Genomic DNA, 17,670 nt, shown 5'->3' on the forward strand with positions numbered 1-17,670 from the left:
TCCCCCAGATGGAGTTTACGATGATGTCCAATAAACCGTCGTTGTCCCAGTCGGCCACGGTTTGCGTGGTATAGCCCCACTTGGCTTCGGCCGGACCTTGAATGGATCCGTTGGGACCTGCCTGAATACGGATGGTATGCCCACCGGCTTTCAGATATTTAACGTGAGCCCACTTGGGATTCTTTCCTCCTCCCAGGTTTTCGAAGAATCCAATATAACCGGCTGTGTTTCCACAAATGATATCGTCGTCACCGTCGTTGTCCCAATCGACACCGAACGGCGTGGCCAGGGCACCAAACTTCACGTCCCGAGCCTTCTGTTGAAAGTAAACCGGTTGTTCAAAGATGGGAGTGCCGTCCCATTCGATACCTTTGCCTTCGAGTAGTGCAACCCGGCCATCCTCATCTCCGCAGATCAAATCCATATCCCCATCCCGGTCCCAGTCGAAGGCCACCGGCACGATCATTTGCAGATTCATGGTGAGCGCTTCGCCTCCGTGCATCAGGGTCTTTCCAGGCGCATAGACGGGCTTCGTGCGTGAACCGGTATTTTCGAAATAGGTAAAAGTATCCCGGAATTCCCCGCAAAGAAGATCCAGGTCGCCATCGTGGTCGAAATCGGCAAAGTTGGGCGAAGGCCAACCATAGGTGTCCACCGGATCTTTTCCGGCCATGACCTGCTGCGATTTATCGTACGTTGGCTTGGCGTTTGAACCCAGGTTCCGCAGCCAGAACACATATCCATGCAGCGGGCCATTCGTCCATTCGCCCTTTTCATTGTAGGCATCGTCCCAACCGTAGTCGGTCCAGACACCCAGGCCTACCATCAGGTCCTGAAGGCCGTCGCCGTCGTAATCGACATACTTCCATTGCTTGGCCCGGATTCTGCCTTCGGTTTCAAAAATGGCCTTTTGATCCACCGGTAGCGGTTCTTCCGATTCCAAACCTTGTTTAAAAAAATCCGCATGCTCCACACCCGGTGACAACACCCGCGGCTTTCCATCCACATAAGAGACCTGCACATTTTGCAGACCCTTGCTTATCCGGACCGGTGGTTCAAAAACCGGTAACCGGGCATTCCCGCTTTTGTTTTCAAAAAAGTAGGTCCCGTTAAAGGGTTTGTCCGGGCAAACCACCACCAGGTCGTAATCCCCATCGCCATCGAAGTCCATGGGCATCGGCCAGGCCCAGAGACCTACCCCGAGATCCACCACGAGACCGGGGTTGTTATATTGGAGCGGTTCGAGTTGGGGTTCCGCGGCTGAAGTAGAACCCGAAAAGAACGGAAACGTCAGGAACATAAGCAACGCTGCGATAAACCTCTTGGGTAGGAGGTAGCTTGCTGCCGAATTGACGTAGTTAAAAATACAAATCGGCAGCAAGCTACCTCCTACAAATTTCTGCTCAGGTTTCATAATTTCTTCGGATCCAAGACCACGTGTTTCACGCTTTCGCGATTGTAGGTGTAGGTGATGTGAACCTTCCCGTCCTCCGCCTGAATAACCGCCGGGTAGGAATATTCGCCCCAGTGGCGCCCATCGGCGGGTCGTGGCTTGGATTCCAGTTCCAGGGTAAGCACAGGGTTCCAGTCCTTTCCATCGTCGGAAACCGCCACATTGATCATCTGCCGACTGGGGATCTTGGTTTCCCGGGTGGTGTGGTTATAAACCAGTAATTGTCGTCCATCCTTGAGTGTAACCGCATCGGTACCGGAACTCGGATTTGGCAGATCGGTTGCCTCCATATTGCTCCAGCTTTGGCCTCCATCGCTGGACCAACTTTGTGAAAGCACATTTTGCCTGGTGCGACAGAGAACCTGCATGTCGCCACTGGCGTAGGTTAAGATGCTTGGTTGGATGGCGTCGAACTCGATGCCATTGTTGATGGGACCCACCACATCCCAGGTTTTGCCAAGATCGCGGGTAACTTCAAAGTGAACCCGCCAACGGGTATCGTCCGGGCTGAAGTCAACCTCGGTGCTGGTAGGGCAAATGATGGCACCATCCGCCAGTTGAATGGGTTTGTTTTTCACAGGGCCCAACAAATGCCCGACCGCCCAATGGTCGCCCAGTTTGGTGGGCCAGGACCAGGTTTTGCCGCCGTCGGTGGACGTGGTCAACATGCCCCACCATTGCCGGGGATCGGGACCGACCTTATAGAAAAGCATCAAGGGTGCCACCTGACCTGAGCTTGCCGAAGGGACCTTGGGTTGAAACAAAACCGGGTTCCAGCAGGCATAGCGCAGATTCATGGATTGGACTCCATTGACGACTTCGACCGGAGCGGTCCACTTTCCCTTCACCTGCCGGGAAAGCCAGATGCCCACATCGGGATCTTTCTCACGCGTTCCCGCAAACCAGGCGGCAACCAAACCGGTGGGTGTTTCCACGATGGTGGAGGCGTGGCATTCCTTGGTGGGTTTGTTTTCGATGGAAAAAATCAACTCGGATTTAACCACGGCTCCTTTTCCCGATTGGGCCAAAGGAGGTATTTTATATTCCTTTGCAAACATGGATTGATTGAGGACAAGGCCGGAACACATTGCCCACAGCCCCAGGGTAACAGTTGTTGTTTTCATATATTGATTATTCGTTATTTATCACCCCAAGCAGATCCACCTTTTCGTGTTCCGCAGAGATTTACCTTGATGTTTAATTCGGATGCCATGGCGGCACGGGCGTAGAGGGCATTATCCGCCGCCTCCGCACTACTGCCATAAACGACTTGAATATGGTTCGCCTTATGCTTGGCCATAATCTGATCACGGGAAACACCGTAGATCACCGCATTCATCAGGGGCCAAACGGCGGTGGTGGAATCCAGGCGGCGTTTACATTCTTCCATGGGAAGATCCATGGCCTCTCCACGGCCAATGTCCATATTAAGCGCATTGTTTTCCACATAGATGCGCGACCACACCATTTCACCGGCTTTTGAGATTCCCGATAGGGTTGAGCCGCCTTTGGCGAAATACATTTTGGCCTGGCGGTAACCGTGGGACTTGCCCCACCCTCCGTTGTGCTCCGCCGGAACCGCACCCGATATTTCGAACACCCATACATAATCTTCCGTGGTTCCGGACTGATCCCAATCACCCCAGCGGATATCATGCAAGGTCGTCTCAACTGGTTCGCCCAGCTCGCGGTTGATGCGATGAATCATCATGGCGTCCAATCCCGCGCATTCGTCGACTTCGTTGAAATGCGGAATGGCCCGACCGGGGAACAACTCCTGTCCACCGTCTTTGCTGAAAACCGGAGGTCGCTTTGTGCTGTTGAGGGTGCCTTCCACCAAATCACTGGCCGGCAGCAGGTCTTTTAATCCGAGTTGGTATTGAATGCCTATGGACTCACAGCCGAATTCGTGTGCGAGTCGAACCGCCGCAATGTACATTTTGCATTGGTCTAAAACTTGATCCTCGGTAAGCTCATTTTCCGGATCCGAACCGAAGTGGAATTTCATACCCGCTTCGAGGTACCACTGGTAAACCGCTTGGGCCTCCGAATCACTCACCGTCTGGGTTTCATAAAAAAGCGCGGACTGGCTGAGCCGTTCCTTAAAAACGCCACAGGGATTGAGCAGATGATCGGGAATGATGGCATTGAACATGCCCATGCAGCCTTCGTCAAAGACTCCCATGATCGCTTTGTCCGACTTAAGCTTCCGCGCTTGAGCCCTACCCAGGGAAGCCGCTTCAGCCGGAAGGGGCACTTTTTCCAAGGGAGTGACGTGGCTTAAATCATGGTTGCATTTTCCGGTGTTCAGCCAGTCGCCCAGTTTTTCCCTGAAATAGGCATCGTTTTCAAAATCTTCGCTCCACAACGTGGAATACGCGACACCGGCCTTGGTGAGGGAGCCATTCAGGTTCAACATGCCAACCAATCCCGGCCATTGCCCCGACCAGTTGGCCACCGTGAGGATGGGTCCCCGGTGGGTCGTCAATCCCGCAAGGACATGATGGGAATACTGCCAAACACTTTCAGCCACGATGAGCGGCAAATCGGAATCCAGCGACCGGAAGACTTCCATGCCATAACGCTGGCTGTTTATGAAGCCATGGCCTTCATCATTCAATCCATGGGCGCGTTCGACTTCGAACCCGAGACTTTCTATGACAACAGAAAGTTGTTTTTCCATGGCGCGTTGAGTTGGCCAACAAAGGTTGTTGGCTGAGGCGCGGGCATCACCGCTGGCGAGAAGGAGTACTTTACCCATAGGTTTAAAGTTCTAATTTGTTAAGAAGACCCCGCAACTTTTCCCTATCATTCTTATCGAGACGAATAAATGGTTCGGCCATAAAATCATCACAGAGCCCCAGAATGGAAGCAGCGCATTTCGTGGTTTTAATATAACGGGAGCTGTTCTTGCCGATGTCATAAATTTTGCCGAACGCTTGGATTTTTTCCTGCAATTCAGCGCACTGCCTGGAGTCGCCTGAAACAGCAGACTCGTAAGCTTTAACAAACAGTTGAGGGTATGCATTTGCCCCTCCATTGACTCCACCATTGCCACCCAGGGAAATGGATTGGATCATCAACTCTTCCGGCCCAATAAAAAACGACCAGTCGGGTCGTTCGGCCCGAAGCTTACACAAGCGGGAATAATATTCCAGATTCCCACCGCTATCTTTTACTCCCAGAATTCGTTCAATGGATGTGAGGGCTTTTACAGTCTCAATCTCAAACCAGACCTTCGTGAGTGACGGCATATTATAGAGCATGACCGGGAGCGCCAGCTCTGATACAATATGTTCGACATATCGAATCAACTCTTCCTGATCCGCAGGAAAATAATAGGGCGTTGCAAGTACAACCGCATCTGCCCCGGAATCGGCTGCGACCTGTGAAAGCCGCACAGATTCAACAAAAGAAGTGTCGGTGACGGAAATGAACACCGGGATTCTTCCGCTTACCGTGTTACAGACTTTTTGAATGACTTCCGTTCTTAATCGATAACTCAGACTAGGCCCCTCACCCGTTGTTCCGAGGGCAAACAATCCGTGAACGCCACCGGCTATCACGTGTTCAATTAATCGCTCCAAGCCATCGTGATCGAGTGAGTCCCGGTCTTTCAGAGGAGTTATCAGCGGAGGGATGATGCCTTTAAAACGTGGTATAGTCATAAATATTTAAAACAGTGAGGATTTTCCATTTGAAACCCGAAGTCTGGCAATCCTTGAAATTGCCAGACCCACAAGAAGGATAACCAGGGTGGCAAAAACCGGAACCATGTAAGCATGGAGAAATTGACTCCAACCGCCTGAAGAACCTTCCATGGAAGTGGCCCAGGAATGTGGAGGGCTATCCACAGGAAAGAATAATAAAATCTGAATCAATTTAGGGAAAGACAGCCATAGAATCAAAGCAACGGCCGCGATGACAGCAGTAATAGCCGAAGGGTTCTTCGCCTTTCGACTAATCATACCCAATAAAAACAAGCCGCTCATTCCACCTCCGAGTATGCCCGACATAGTCCACCAGATATCCAACGCGCTTTCCGTCAGACGCACGAGCAAAAGAGATAATCCTGTTCCGAGGATACCCCAGAGTATGGTTCCCCCATATAAAACCAGCATCGTTTGACGATTACCAGCCCGGGGATTGATGAAGCGCTTAAAATAGTCACTCATCAATAACGTAGCCGATGAGTTCAAACTGGTGGATACGGTACTCATGGCAGCAGCGAATATGGCAGCGATCAATAACCCGCGAATTCCCGGAGGCAATCGTGTCGCAATAAAATAGGGAAACACACGATCACCAATTTCTTCTGGTTCCAATGAAGAGGCCAGCGTGGATACTTCGGCTGAAAAATCTTCAGCGGAAACAGAATGGCCCTGCTGCAACAGCTTCTGCCGCGCCACGATTTTCTTAACAGCGAAGAGGCCCTCAGACGTTTGAAACTCGGATTGAGAAATTGAAACGCTGCTAACTTCACCTTCTGGAACACTTTTATAAAAAGCGAAAAGCGTTGTCCCGATGAAGAAAAACAAAGCGCTAACGGGGACATATAACAAAGCACCCAACCAAATGCTACGTCGGGCTTCCTTGTCCGAACTGGAGGCGATGTAACGTTGAATATAACTCTGATCGATGCCGAAATTCTGCAGGTTGATGGCGATTCCGTAGAGCAACACCACCCAGAAAGTTGGAATCGCCAGACTGGGTCCAAAATCACCCAGCGAAAATTTGTTTCCAGCCGCAGCCGCTTCAAACACCGCCGGAAGTCCACCCGGGATCTGAAACAACATCACAATCAGGCAAAGCACAGCACCCGCCATGAGTACAATGGCCTGAATCGCATCCGTCCAAATTACAGCGGTGATGCCGCCAATAAAGGCGTACAAGGTGACACAAAAACCGGTTACCAAAATAATAGTATAAATGTCCCATCCGAAAATTACCTGCATGGGTAAAGCCATCAGGTACAGGACTACGGCGATGCGGGCAATTTGCGTCAGCAGATAGAAAAAGCTGGCATATACCCTGGCCCACAACCCAAAGCGATTCTCCAATAGAGCGTATGCTGAGACTTCCCCGCTCTTTCGGTAGTAGGGAAGAAAATAGCGAACGGATATACAGGCGACAATTGGAATGGAAAGGGAGAATACAAACGGATTCCAGTTCGCAGCGAATGTTTTCCCAGGCAATGCCAGGTAACTAATACTACTTAAAAATGTGGCAAAGATGGAAAGACCACAAACCCAACCTGGAAGAGATCTGTTTGCCGTCGTGTAGCCTTCTTCGTTTCGGGTTCTACGATAAAAATAGAAGCCAATCCCCATGGTTGCTAAAAAATAAAGACAAAGAATTGTCCAATCAAAAAAGTGGAATGAGGCATTCATGGAGTCACGTTATTTTGCCATGAAAGTCCAATCGTAGTTAGGTATTCATCAAGGTCCATTTTTCTCTTTTTTGCCTTCATTCTTTTTGAAACATTCTGACTCAAGACCTCACTGGCATGATTCAAAATTCTGCATCCTAATAAACCCGTTAGCTTGAATTTCTTCACAAACTGAGTGCGGTCAGAAGAAATTTCCTTTAGAGAGAACCCCAGCGGTAGCGATTGATACCGCCACCGCTGGGAAACAAACAAACTACGAACTTCTAGCTTTAAAGTTGGTATAAATCAGAAGCTTGATCTAACCGTGAACCGAATATCTCGTGGTCGATTGGTGCGAGTAACAATGTAAGGCTCGTTAGTGGCGTTCTTAAGCATAATGTCGAAACTCAAATTGTCATTTACCTGATAAGCGGCCCCAAAATCAAATCGGTGTTGCGAACCGTCCATCTGAATACGACCCGCATCTCCAAGACCTCCACCTACCTGCTGCATAAATGGCCCAATAACACTGACACCGCCCCGCAAAGTCCAACCGCGGTTGTCAGCATCGTGCAAATTATATTTTACAAACAGACTGCCATTATAATCCGGGCTGTGGCGTATGGGCCTGCTTCCTCCCGTAATAGGCTGGGAAGTATCCAAGGTTCCATAAGCAAAATTAACATCCAACTTGTTCGTGATTTTCCCGTTTGCAGAAAATTCAATACCCGAACCTTTATCTCCGTTGGTCACAAATCTCCTCAATGCTGAAAACACCGGTTGTCCTAATGTATCTGGAGCTTGAGAAGTGGTATCCACACGGTCATTGCCTGAACGCCCCGTTGTGATGATCTCATAATAAGAGAGGGTTAAAGTAACACGCTGATCCATTACAAAACTTTTAAAACCAAACTCCGTTAACTCCGTCGATGGAGAAAGAGTAATCATCTCTAGCAAGCGAGGATCGCCGGCAGGTAAGTCGCTCCAAACTATACTCGTACGGCTTGGATCGTTTTGAGTACTCTTAATGCCATACACGGAAAAGTTATCGGTAAACATAAAAGTAGCCGCTGCCCGCCAGGAATCAACCGTATTCTTGGTTTTTGTCGATTGCGTACCATTTAAATAGTTTTTACTGTATGACTCGCCGGTATCTTCTCTATAACCTCCGGTGAGCAAAAGCCTGTCATCAAACAGATTCACATCCTGCTGAATATAGTAACCGAATTCCTCGTAGAAAGATTCGCGATTGCGAGACTGACTGGCGGATGTGGCCTCAACATGCCGTCCATCCCAGGCTCTTTCCGGATCTTTTAAATTAATAAAGGAATATCGAGTCGGAATCCGGCTGGAAAGGTTTATGTCTTTCGAATTCCGCTCCTCCCAGGCATACCCAACCAAGGTGGCAAAATTAGCAAAACCTTCGCCATAGGTCATGTTCAGATCTCCCTGAAGGTTGGTTCTGTAATGCGTGTCCATTCCAGATCCATGTTGTACAGGTATATAAACGCCGCTGGTATCAAAAGCCACTTCCGGAATTGCTTTGAATGCAGCTGGTATGTTCCCGATGGGTGCCGGTATATTACTCTCCGCATCCCACCAGTCTTGATCAGAGGTCGACTTCAGCAAACTGGCTGACTGCCGGTATTGAATCGCGTCGTTAAATTTGTGGGTGGCGATAAAAATGCCTGAAGCCAGGGTATCGTGGGTACCTCTTTGCGGTCCACCAATATTGAAATTTTCCGGAAGGTTTAAAGCGGTAATCGGATCAGTAGGGTCACCAATGAGGGGGATTTCCCGGCGATAAAGTGCTGGAATCCATGCAAATCCGTGACCAGGTGCCCGAGCTGGTGCATCGACATCCATGAACTCACCAAGAACAAAAAGCTCGGTGTTGTCTGAAATAACCCAACGCAACGAGGGGTAAATAGCAGCCGTTTTAAATTCAGCAAAATCAAAAAAATGATCATGATTGTCATAGACAGCTGCAACGCGGCCATAGAGTCCTTTTTCCTCACTTAGAGTTAAATTCTTGTCTATGGTGAATCGAACGCCGGTCTTACCATTCTTTCCGGAATTGTAGCCAAAGGATACATCATTTATTTCCGCACCCGGAATGGGTTTTTTGAGGACAAAATTGATAAAACCGGATTCAGTACCTCTACCCTGCACTGCGGACGCCGGACCCTTAATGATTTCCATTCTTTCGTAGCCATGCATATCCCTGCGATATGTACCAGTCTCAATTCCTTCGGTAAAGGATGAGCCGTTAGCGAAGCCACGAATGAGGATATTGTTGGGTCCCGTACCAGCAGAACTGTTTCGCACTTGCACATTTGACACATAGACGAACGCCTCATCCATAAGACGCGCTGATGTATCCTGCAAAAACTCTTGGGTCACGATTTCCACTGTCTGAGGAAGTTCAATAATAGTCCGGTTGGTACGTGTAAGGACATTTGTTCTTGTTGGCTGATAGCCGACGTTACCTGCATCCGTCATGACGGTAAAAGGATCAAGTTCGTAGACCTTTTCACTTTCATTTTGGGCAAATACGGGGGCAATGAATGGCATAATAATCGTAACAAGCACGATGCCACACAGTAATTGAGAATACACAGTTTTCATAACTTATAGTAGTTCTAGAGGTTTTATTTTGGGTTTGGAGCTGATTGATTGAAGTATGAATCTTTTATGCTATATCCTTATAGCTATTAAAGTTGATATAGATATATAGCACTTTAGTATTGTCAAGCGGTTTTTTCTTCCGTTTTGGTTCTAATCTCCATCCCTATTGAGATTCTTTTATTCAAAAGTTAGCATTCCCATCACATTGATGATTGTTTTGCTGAGATCTCTTGCTAACTTGAAAGGCATAATGCTCGCCCAGGTAGGATAATTACTGACTCGTGTAGATGCCCAAAACTAAAAAATCTGTCACCCTAAAAGATATTGCTTCCAAAGCTGGAGTTTCTCCGGGTGCGGTTTCCTTTGTGCTGAATAACACCCACAAGAAACGCAGAATATCCAAACCAACCGTGGATCGCGTTCTCAAGATTGCCAGAGAGTTGGGTTACGTTCCGAATATAGCCGCTCGAAATTTAAGAACCGTGGGACCCAATAATAATACCCTGGTTCTTGCGATTGTGACTTCATCTCAAAGTCCCCTCCACCTGGTGAGCCATATTTTTGAAGGCCTTCAACGCTGCATACGGAACCAGGAGTCTAATAGACACTATGTCATCAATATCGTCACCTTTGAACCAGGTCACATGCAGAATACGCCTGGATTCCTCGACGGAACGTTCTTCAATGCGGCCATCATTACAAACACCCAACAGGCGGATGATGAATTTCTATCCCAAACGGAGCTGCCCTACCCTTCGGTGGTTATTGGAAGAACAATACCAGGCTACTCCTGCTTTGTCCCTTCTTTAAATGCCGGCAAAGTTGCAGCCGATGCATTGATCGAATCAGGAGTAAAACATCCGGCTTTGCTCTGTGAGAAAATGCTGACTCAAGCCACAGAAAACCGTGTGCACCAATTCACAGAAACCATAGAAACGGCTCTAAATAAAAAACCACTGGTCATACAAAGCATCCTGCAAGATGAAGATTCCGCATACAAGGCCGTGCTAAAAGCACTGGAAACAGGTAATAAGTTTGATGGTTTATTTGCCGTCCATGATAGCTTGGCAACGGGTGCCTACTTGGCCTTAAAAGATAAAGGAATACTAATTCCCAAAGGAGTCAAAGTTGTGGGCATAGGTGATAGTGAAATCGCTCCCTTTCTTGATCCTCCTTTAAGTTGTGCCGGGGCGGAAGAAAGCAGCGTATACGAAAAAGCGGCGGCCCTTATGCTGGAACTCATCAATAACCCAGCTTTGGAACCGAAAGTACTTCAAACCAGGGCTCGGTACATTAAGCGGGGATCTGTTTAAATACCATCCGGATGGCGGTGAACTAAACACGGCTCCTATTCCACGATCATCTCGCCCTTCATAATAAACCAGTGACCTGGAAAGGTGCAGATGTAAGGGTAAACTCCGGGCGTAGTGGGCGCGTTGAAACGCAGAACTTCGGCTTCATCCGGACCCAGTAGCTTGGTGTGATGAATAATCCCGGGAAGATTCGGAATAAATCCTTTATCCACACCGCTGGGATCTTTCGCCATTTCATTGGCCGCCATGCCAATGGCCTCGTTCATTCCTGGTTCTATAATAACAAGGTTATGTTGCGTGGCATCGGGATTGGTAAACAGTAATCGCACGGGCTGCCCCGCTTTCACCGTGAACTTATCCACCGTAAACAGCATGCGCTCCGCGATGGTTGAGATCTCGATAGTAAACAGGTCGTTCTGTCTATCGAATCCCGCAGCACTCGCATTTCCCGCTAAAAGTATATCCGCCTTAGTATTTCCCTTATCCCAGTTGTCGTAAAAATCACCCAGTGCCCTTGCTTGGGATTTATTGACCACTGAGTCTGGTCCCTGCCAATACCGTAGTAAAGCTTCCGAACCAATGGCACAACGCAGCGCGAAACTTAGGTGCTCCTGTTTGGGGAACTTTAAAATATCAAGAATGGCCACCAGCGCGTCCGCGGTGCCAAGGTAGCTTGCTGAGTTGGCGGCTTCCATTCGAACAATCCCGTTCAGGTCATTCGCGGCTTTTGCAAGGAGCTCAGTTGCTCGAGTCAGGGACAAACCGTTCTTGGCCATTCCAGGATTGTGCGGAATTCCTTGCGCCCCTTCTGTATAGCGCAATTGCCGAGTCGCCGCTGCCCGAGCATGATGGTTTTCGCTATACAGCAACTCTTCCAACAATATCGGGCGGCTTGCTCCTACACTCCGGTAAAGCCAGAGCGCCTCCACTTGGTGATGCCTATACCTCTCATCAGACGGATCCAGGTTTTTCACCCAGCTGTCCAAAGCCTTTACGACTGCGTCCGGAGAGTGTCTGTCTCTTAACTCCCGCTTGGTCCAGTAGCGGTAGCGATACTCGTTGCGTTTTAAATTGTCCAGAAGCTGATCCAACGAAGCGCCGGCAATTTTTGGGGGATCCTGGAGCTTGGCGCCCTTGGGAACTATCCGCCAGATACGACCGCTCTCCCGGTCGCGGCGGGGATCGCGCAAGGAGTATTGGGCATGCCCCTTGACCGGGTTATACCAGTCGCAGACATACATGGCCCCGCGCGGTCCGTATTTCAGGTCCACAGGAATAAAGCTGAGGTTTTCCGAAAAGATCAGATCCGAAACATACTCCTCTTCAAAGTGATCATCCTTCTCTACCCACTTGTGAATTTCGACTCGATTGGTCGGTTTGTAACGCACCTTCACAAAACCACCCTGCATCTCTTCAGGCCACATCGGGTAGTCCACAAACTCGTGTCCACACACTCCCGAATAGGCGGGGATGCCGGAAGCCTTGGGATGCTGTTCAGGAAAAACGGGGTTGGTTGCGTGAAATGCTGACGCAAAAATTGGGTGACTGGCCACGTGGTGACCCCAATCAGAAAAAGTTACTCCCCAGGGATTCGTATTTGGATAACTGCCAAAAGTAATCAAACCCTGGCTTGCCGGAGAATACCTGAACCAGGCCGAGTTTGCCGCACGAATGGGACCATAGGGAGTTTCCACCTGGGAGTTGTGAAAAATCGATTCCCGAAAGATGAGGTCACCATCGGGAGACCAGACAAAGTCGTGCAACGCGTGATGGGAATCCTCACAGCCAAATCCCGTAAACACGTGCTCGCGCGAGTCCGCCTTACCATCGCCATCGCTGTCATAGATGTAGCTCAGGTGAGGCTCTTCGGAAACAATGATACCATCCTTATAAAGTTCGAATGACAAAGGAATGTTGAGGTCGTCCGCCCACACAGTCGACTTGTCGGCCTTACCATCCCAGTCGGTGTCCTCAAGAATCACAATTTTATCCCGCGGTTCTTCTCCCGGATAAACATGCGGATACGTGGTTGAGCAGCTCACCCAGAGCCGACCCCTGGCATCCCACTGCATGGTGATCGGGCACGCGATTTCCGGAAACTCTTCCTCGCTCGCAAACAGGTTCACTTCGAAACGCGGATCGATGCGAAAGGCTTTCAGCTCGTCTGCCGGGGACATCCACTCATTCGCACCACGCGATTCAATCACCTCATCAAGCACCGGCACGTTCGAATCATCCACCGGCGTATTGCCAAAACGTTTGCCTTTGGCGATCTCCCAGATCCTGCGATCCCGATTGGCCGTCATGATTTCCAGGTTCCGCATGGCTGGAAGAAAATCGAGGTAACCATGCTCCTCGTTGCGAGCGCCCGTATAGTAGTAGGTATTGAGCGGACGGTAGCGGCGAAAATATTGCCGATTTTTATCCACCACTGCCGCGCGTAATTCTTCGGTTGATTTAGGGGCCGTCTCAGCAAACACCGCCTCAAACAGCACTTTGGAAAATACGTCATAACCGGCATCGTTTAGATGGACGCCATTGATGGTTAGGTCGCTATTCGGATCAGCCATGGCCTTTTGCGTCCCTTCAAAGACATTGGCAAAGCCCACTTGCATACGCCCGGCTACTTCCTCCATGGCTTTGGTGTAAACCGCGAGCCGGGTGTTATTCAAAGTAGCTGCCGGTACGCTTGTTGTATTTTCGTTGGCTATCGGGGATATCAAGACAACTCGCGGGGCACCGACTCCATTATAAGCGCGGGATTTCAATTCCAACAATCCTTTGGCGAGGCGCTCCTGAAAACTTTCCAAAGCCTCAAAACCATCGAACGATTCGTTAAAGCCGAAGGCGGCAAACACGACATCCACCTGCTCACGGGCCAAGTGCTGTTCGACCGTTGCAAAATTCAAAGGACGCGGTTGAAGGTCGATTTCATCCGCCGACCAGGCAAAATTGCGGATGACCAGCTCATGCTCCGAATGCCGCAGTTGAAGCAGCGATTCGAAATGACCAAACTCCTGGGCGCGATCGAGCAAGGTGTTTCCGATAAACGCGATCCGCTCTTTCTTTTTAAGTTTTAACGGCAATTGGGTGGCAAGCGGGTGAGTGATCACAGCATTGGGCGCTTCGCTTGCGTAAATTCCATATTGGGCCAGAGCAGGATCCATCGGTGGATCGGGTTTCCCAGTATTGGTATTTTTGGCGTCCTGGATTTTTTTTGCTTTTTCGAGGACCTCCTCAGGTTGCTGCCCTCCCTGGATGGGAATCTCCTGAACGACTACAGCAAGCGCGGACGTTTGAACAGCGAAGTAAGAGATGGTAGAAATTGCAGCGATGCAACACACCGATAGGGCAAGCAAAACAGGTTTAAGGGTAACTGGATTCATAGAAGTTAGAACAGGAATTAAAATCATGAACTTTGTTAACCCAATTCAATATGGCAAACACGGATCTTTGTGATCTTTGTACTACTATCCCTAAGGATCTCGTTTTTTGCTCAAAGTTTTCACTCTTCTGCTTTGAGTTGACCTCTGGTGGTTGTTCTTTTTTCCAAAGGAGGAATTATATGGTTTGATCCCTTCGACAAAGCTCCGGACAGAACAGGAGATAACACTTTAATCTGGAGATGAAACCCGGGGCCGTTCGCGATCCCAACCTGCATTCCTGATTTGTTTGGTGAATTTTTTTCTAAGCAATGATTATTCCTGTTCGAACTTTCCGAATCGTATCTGTGTAAATCTGCGTAATCTGCGGTTGGTATTCAGTTCTCCAACTACGAAAAGCGCAGAATTACGCGAAAAACCGAAGGCTGGTTCCTTTAAAAAGCAAAAACTAACCACGAATGGATCACGAATATTTTGTCGTTTTTTATCAGTGAAAATCAGTGCCATCAGCCGTGCCGTGGCGTAGCCTTGGCGGAGACTGGTGGTTAAAATTTGTATCTTTTTTCCGTTTAGATAAATGCCTTGAACCCTTCAGGATATCGGACCGCTCGGCGATCAGTCCCTACCTCATGATTCCTGTTCATTCGTGGTTTCATAATTACAATATCTGTGCCCATCTGAACAATTGTGGTCATGTCGTCCTGCGGACTCGGTAGTGGTTGAGTTAAACTTTGGTTGCGGCTTGGCTACTCTGCGCTTTTGCCAGGCCTTCTCGCAAGCTCGTGAAGTGGTTTCAAAAAAATAGACTCTGACATACACTGTTTCTCACTTCACACTTTGGCATTCACCCTCCAGTCTTGTTTGAATATCTATGAAATTCGCAATCTGTAACGAAACATTCGGGCAAGTATCCCTGGCCAAGTCGGCTCAGGCCGCTGCCAAACATGGCTATGAGGGCCTGGAAATCGCACCCTTTACCCTGGCCTCCGATATCAGGGACATCAGCTTGATTGAAGCGGCCACCTTGGGCGATCAAGTCCGGGATTGCGGTGTGGAAGTCGTGGGACTCCACTGGCTCTTGGCCAAGACCCAAGGGTTTCATCTCACTAGCCCAGACGAATCGGTCCTCCGGGCGACGATGGATCATGCACGCTACCTGGCCGACCTCTGTCACGCCATGGGAGGAAATATCATGGTCTGGGGGAGCCCATTGCAACGCAACCTTGAAGAAGGCTGGGATTTCGAAAGGGCTTTTGAAAGAGCGATCCGTGTACTGAAGCCAGCGTCCAGCCATTGCCAATCGTTGGGCGTAACGATCGCCATGGAGCCACTGGGACCGACCGAGACCAATTTTCTGAACACCGCTGCGGAAACCATCCGTTTGTGCCAGGCTGTTAACAGCCCGGCCTGCAAACTCCACCTGGATGTAAAAGCCATGAGCAGTGAAGCGGATTCCATAGCAGATGTCATTCGCGCTTCCAAAGACTGGACAGCGCACTTCCATGCCAACGACCCGAATCTGTATGGCCCCGGTATGGGAGATACGGATTACGCCCCTATCGTTGAAGCGTTGAAAGAAACTGATTATCAAGGCTGGATCTCTGTCGAAGTTTTTAAATATGATCCCTCCCCTGATCATATTGCCCAAACCAGTATGGAAAACTTGAAACGTTTTTTTTGCAGTTGAGCAGGATTTTAATCACCAATGGACACGAATATTCTTTTTAAAGTTAATTAATCAGACTTATCTCACTCATAATGTAGGAGCGATTTTCCTGGGAACGCCAAGCCCCTGCTAGGCATTCTTAAAACCGATTCGCAACTGAAACCATCATATCTCTACCCCAATATTTTATTATGAAACAATTATTCTCAATCTTACTTCTCCTGGTTACAACTTCCGCCGCGCTTCAAGCTCAGAGCTGGGAACTGGAAAGCACCGATAGCGGTGTAACCGTCAAACTGAATGGTGAACTCTTCACCAAGTATGTAACGGATCAGGCAAACAAACCCTACTTCTACCCCATTATCGGACCGACCGGAGCCGACATGACTCGCCACTATCCCATGAAGGATGTGGAGGGGGAAAGACAGGACCATCCTCACCACCGCGGCATCAACTTCGGTCACCATCAGGTAAACGGTTTCAATACCTGGCTGGAACGGGAGAGCCTGGTTGGAAAAATAAAAGACAAGAGTCCAGAGGAAGCAGAAAAGATTCTGTCGGTGATGGGATATACCAAACACAGCGGATACAAGTCACTCAGAGTCGCCAGCGACCACGCCGTCATGGTCGTGACCAACGACTACACCGACTATTACGGAAACTGGATCATGAAGGATGAGCGCACCTATACGTTTCGGGCACCAAACAAGGACACGCGCATCATCGATGTGGATATAACCCTCTTTGCCCCACCTCATGTAATCACAAAATTGGACGACATGAAAGATGCAGGGCTCTCCATTCGTGTGCCCCACGAGATATCGGTCGATGCCAAACAAGGCGGGCTCCTGATCAACTCTGAGGGCCAAACCAATGCCGATAGCTGGGGCAAACCAGCCAATTGGTGTGACTACAATGGCACGATCGACGGGAAAAAAGTTGGAATAGCATTCATGAATCATCCCAACAGTTTTCGCTACCCCACTTTCTGGCACGCACGCACCTATGGTCTTCTTACAGCCAACCCCTTTGGAACGAAAGAAGTCGGCGGTGAAGGTGACGGCACCATCACTCTCAGCGGCGATGAGACCATCCACCTGAAACACCGTTTTCTTTTCCATACCGGCGACCACAAAACCGCCAGGATTGACGAAGCCTGGGATGCGTACGCCGGCAAATACAAATTCGATGAGATTTTCAACGGCAAGAATCTCGCAGGTTGGACCTCCAACAACGAAGTCTGCTGGACAGCCAAAAACGGCATTCTCTATGCAGCCAACGACCCCGAGCAAAAAGGCGATATCCTGCAAACCAAGAAGTCTTATAAAGATTTCGTTTTCCAGGCCGACTTCAAGTTCGGCGAAGGCCTCATCGACACCGGAGTCTTTTTACGTGACACCAAGGAGCAAATCCAGATCGGCGAATCCGGTAGCCTCAAACGCGACATGACCGCCTTGCCCTACATTCCTGGGAAAGGTTATCCCATCCAGGTCGACACGGCCAATGAAGTTTTCGACATGGAGAACTGGAATCGCATCAAGGTAAGAGTGAAGGGCAACACCTACACCACTTGGCTGAACGGCAAAAAGATTATGACCTATGAGTCCGACACCATCATCCCCGAAGGCCCCATTGGTATCCAGGTCCACCCCAAGCGCGAGATGAGTGTCCAGTACCGCAATATTCTGGCGCGGGATTTATAGCGCATTCATAAAGCATCCAGCGGACTAGGCACACCAATGCCCGGCTTTGCCATGACGTGGGTGTAGATCATGGTCGTCTCCAGCGACTTGTGACCGAGTAGCTCCTGGACCGTTCCTGCCCGGTGTTTTCACGGAGTTGAGATGTTGGGCTTGACG

At 49.4% G+C, this 17,670-nt stretch carries 10 protein-coding genes and 1 pseudogene; 3 read left to right on the forward strand and 8 right to left on the reverse strand.

What is annotated here, in order from left to right; all coding sequences use genetic code 11:
* The 6 genes from O3C43_20310 to O3C43_20335 all read right to left on the reverse strand — a co-directional run.
* Window positions 1-1,300, reverse strand: a 1,300-nt coding sequence (locus tag O3C43_20310; protein MDA1068836.1) for a VCBS repeat-containing protein, incomplete at its 3' end; no start/stop codon positions are given.
* A gap of 110 nt (window positions 1,301-1,410) precedes the next feature.
* Window positions 1,411-2,541 (reverse strand): exo-alpha-sialidase, encoded by a 1,131-nt coding sequence (locus O3C43_20315; protein ID MDA1068837.1) that lies wholly within the window; start codon window positions 2,539-2,541, stop codon window positions 1,411-1,413.
* A gap of 50 nt (window positions 2,542-2,591) precedes the next feature.
* The gene (locus tag O3C43_20320; GenBank protein ID MDA1068838.1) at window positions 2,592-4,214 is read right to left on the reverse strand and encodes a fucose isomerase; all 1,623 of its coding nucleotides are present in this window, start codon (window positions 4,212-4,214) and stop codon (window positions 2,592-2,594) included.
* Window positions 4,215-4,218: 4 nt separating this feature from the next.
* Window positions 4,219-5,121, reverse strand: a complete 903-nt coding sequence (locus tag O3C43_20325) for a dihydrodipicolinate synthase family protein (protein MDA1068839.1) — start codon at window positions 5,119-5,121, stop codon at window positions 4,219-4,221.
* Between the two features lie 6 nt (window positions 5,122-5,127).
* Entirely contained in the window at window positions 5,128-6,843 is a 1,716-nt protein-coding gene (locus O3C43_20330) for a sodium:solute symporter (protein MDA1068840.1), read from the reverse strand.
* 284 nt (window positions 6,844-7,127) lie between these two features.
* The gene (locus O3C43_20335; GenBank protein ID MDA1068841.1) at window positions 7,128-9,449 is read right to left on the reverse strand and encodes a TonB-dependent receptor; all 2,322 of its coding nucleotides are present in this window, start codon (window positions 9,447-9,449) and stop codon (window positions 7,128-7,130) included.
* Between the two features lie 287 nt (window positions 9,450-9,736).
* On the opposite strand from O3C43_20335, the gene O3C43_20340 reads away from it, so the two are divergent.
* Complete coding sequence (locus O3C43_20340; GenBank protein ID MDA1068842.1) at window positions 9,737-10,762, forward strand: LacI family DNA-binding transcriptional regulator; 1,026 nt, start codon at window positions 9,737-9,739, stop codon at window positions 10,760-10,762.
* Window positions 10,763-10,797: 35 nt separating this feature from the next.
* Here the strand turns inward: O3C43_20340 and O3C43_20345 are convergent, their stop codons facing one another.
* Window positions 10,798-14,148 carry a GDSL-type esterase/lipase family protein gene (locus O3C43_20345; protein MDA1068843.1) on the reverse strand — a complete coding sequence of 1,117 codons (3,351 nt, stop codon included), beginning with the start codon at window positions 14,146-14,148 and terminating at the stop codon, window positions 10,798-10,800.
* Window positions 14,149-15,016: 868 nt separating this feature from the next.
* Here O3C43_20345 and O3C43_20350 point away from each other — a divergent pair.
* Entirely contained in the window at window positions 15,017-15,832 is an 816-nt protein-coding gene (locus O3C43_20350; GenBank protein ID MDA1068844.1) for a sugar phosphate isomerase/epimerase, read from the forward strand.
* A gap of 170 nt (window positions 15,833-16,002) precedes the next feature.
* Window positions 16,003-17,514 (forward strand): PmoA family protein, encoded by a 1,512-nt coding sequence (locus O3C43_20355; protein MDA1068845.1) that lies wholly within the window; start codon window positions 16,003-16,005, stop codon window positions 17,512-17,514.
* A 5-nt stretch (window positions 17,515-17,519) separates the two neighbouring features.
* Here O3C43_20355 and O3C43_20360 read toward each other — a convergent pair.
* Window positions 17,520-17,627, reverse strand: a pseudogene (locus O3C43_20360) (tyrosine-type recombinase/integrase).
* Window positions 17,628-17,670: the final 43 nt, after the last annotated feature.

The sequence above is a fragment of the Verrucomicrobiota bacterium genome (assembly GCA_027622555.1).
Classification (GTDB): Bacteria; Verrucomicrobiota; Verrucomicrobiia; order Opitutales; family UBA2995; genus UBA2995.

Bases quoted from the DNA above. Each gene is read 5' to 3' on its own strand.
- O3C43_20315 (MDA1068837.1), bottom strand. From the start codon at position 2,541: ATGTGTTCCGGCCTTGTCCTCAATCAATCCATGTTTGCAAAGGAATAT.
- O3C43_20320 (MDA1068838.1), bottom strand. From the start codon at position 4,214: ATGGGTAAAGTACTCCTTCTCGCCAGCGGTGATGCCCGCGCCTCAGCC.
- O3C43_20325 (MDA1068839.1), bottom strand. From the start codon at position 5,121: ATGACTATACCACGTTTTAAAGGCATCATCCCTCCGCTGATAACTCCT.
- O3C43_20330 (MDA1068840.1), bottom strand. From the start codon at position 6,843: ATGAATGCCTCATTCCACTTTTTTGATTGGACAATTCTTTGTCTTTAT.
- O3C43_20335 (MDA1068841.1), bottom strand. From the start codon at position 9,449: ATGAAAACTGTGTATTCTCAATTACTGTGTGGCATCGTGCTTGTTACG.
- O3C43_20340 (MDA1068842.1), top strand. From the start codon at position 9,737: ATGCCCAAAACTAAAAAATCTGTCACCCTAAAAGATATTGCTTCCAAA.
- O3C43_20345 (MDA1068843.1), bottom strand. From the start codon at position 14,148: ATGAATCCAGTTACCCTTAAACCTGTTTTGCTTGCCCTATCGGTGTGT.
- O3C43_20350 (MDA1068844.1), top strand. From the start codon at position 15,017: ATGAAATTCGCAATCTGTAACGAAACATTCGGGCAAGTATCCCTGGCC.
- O3C43_20355 (MDA1068845.1), top strand. From the start codon at position 16,003: ATGAAACAATTATTCTCAATCTTACTTCTCCTGGTTACAACTTCCGCC.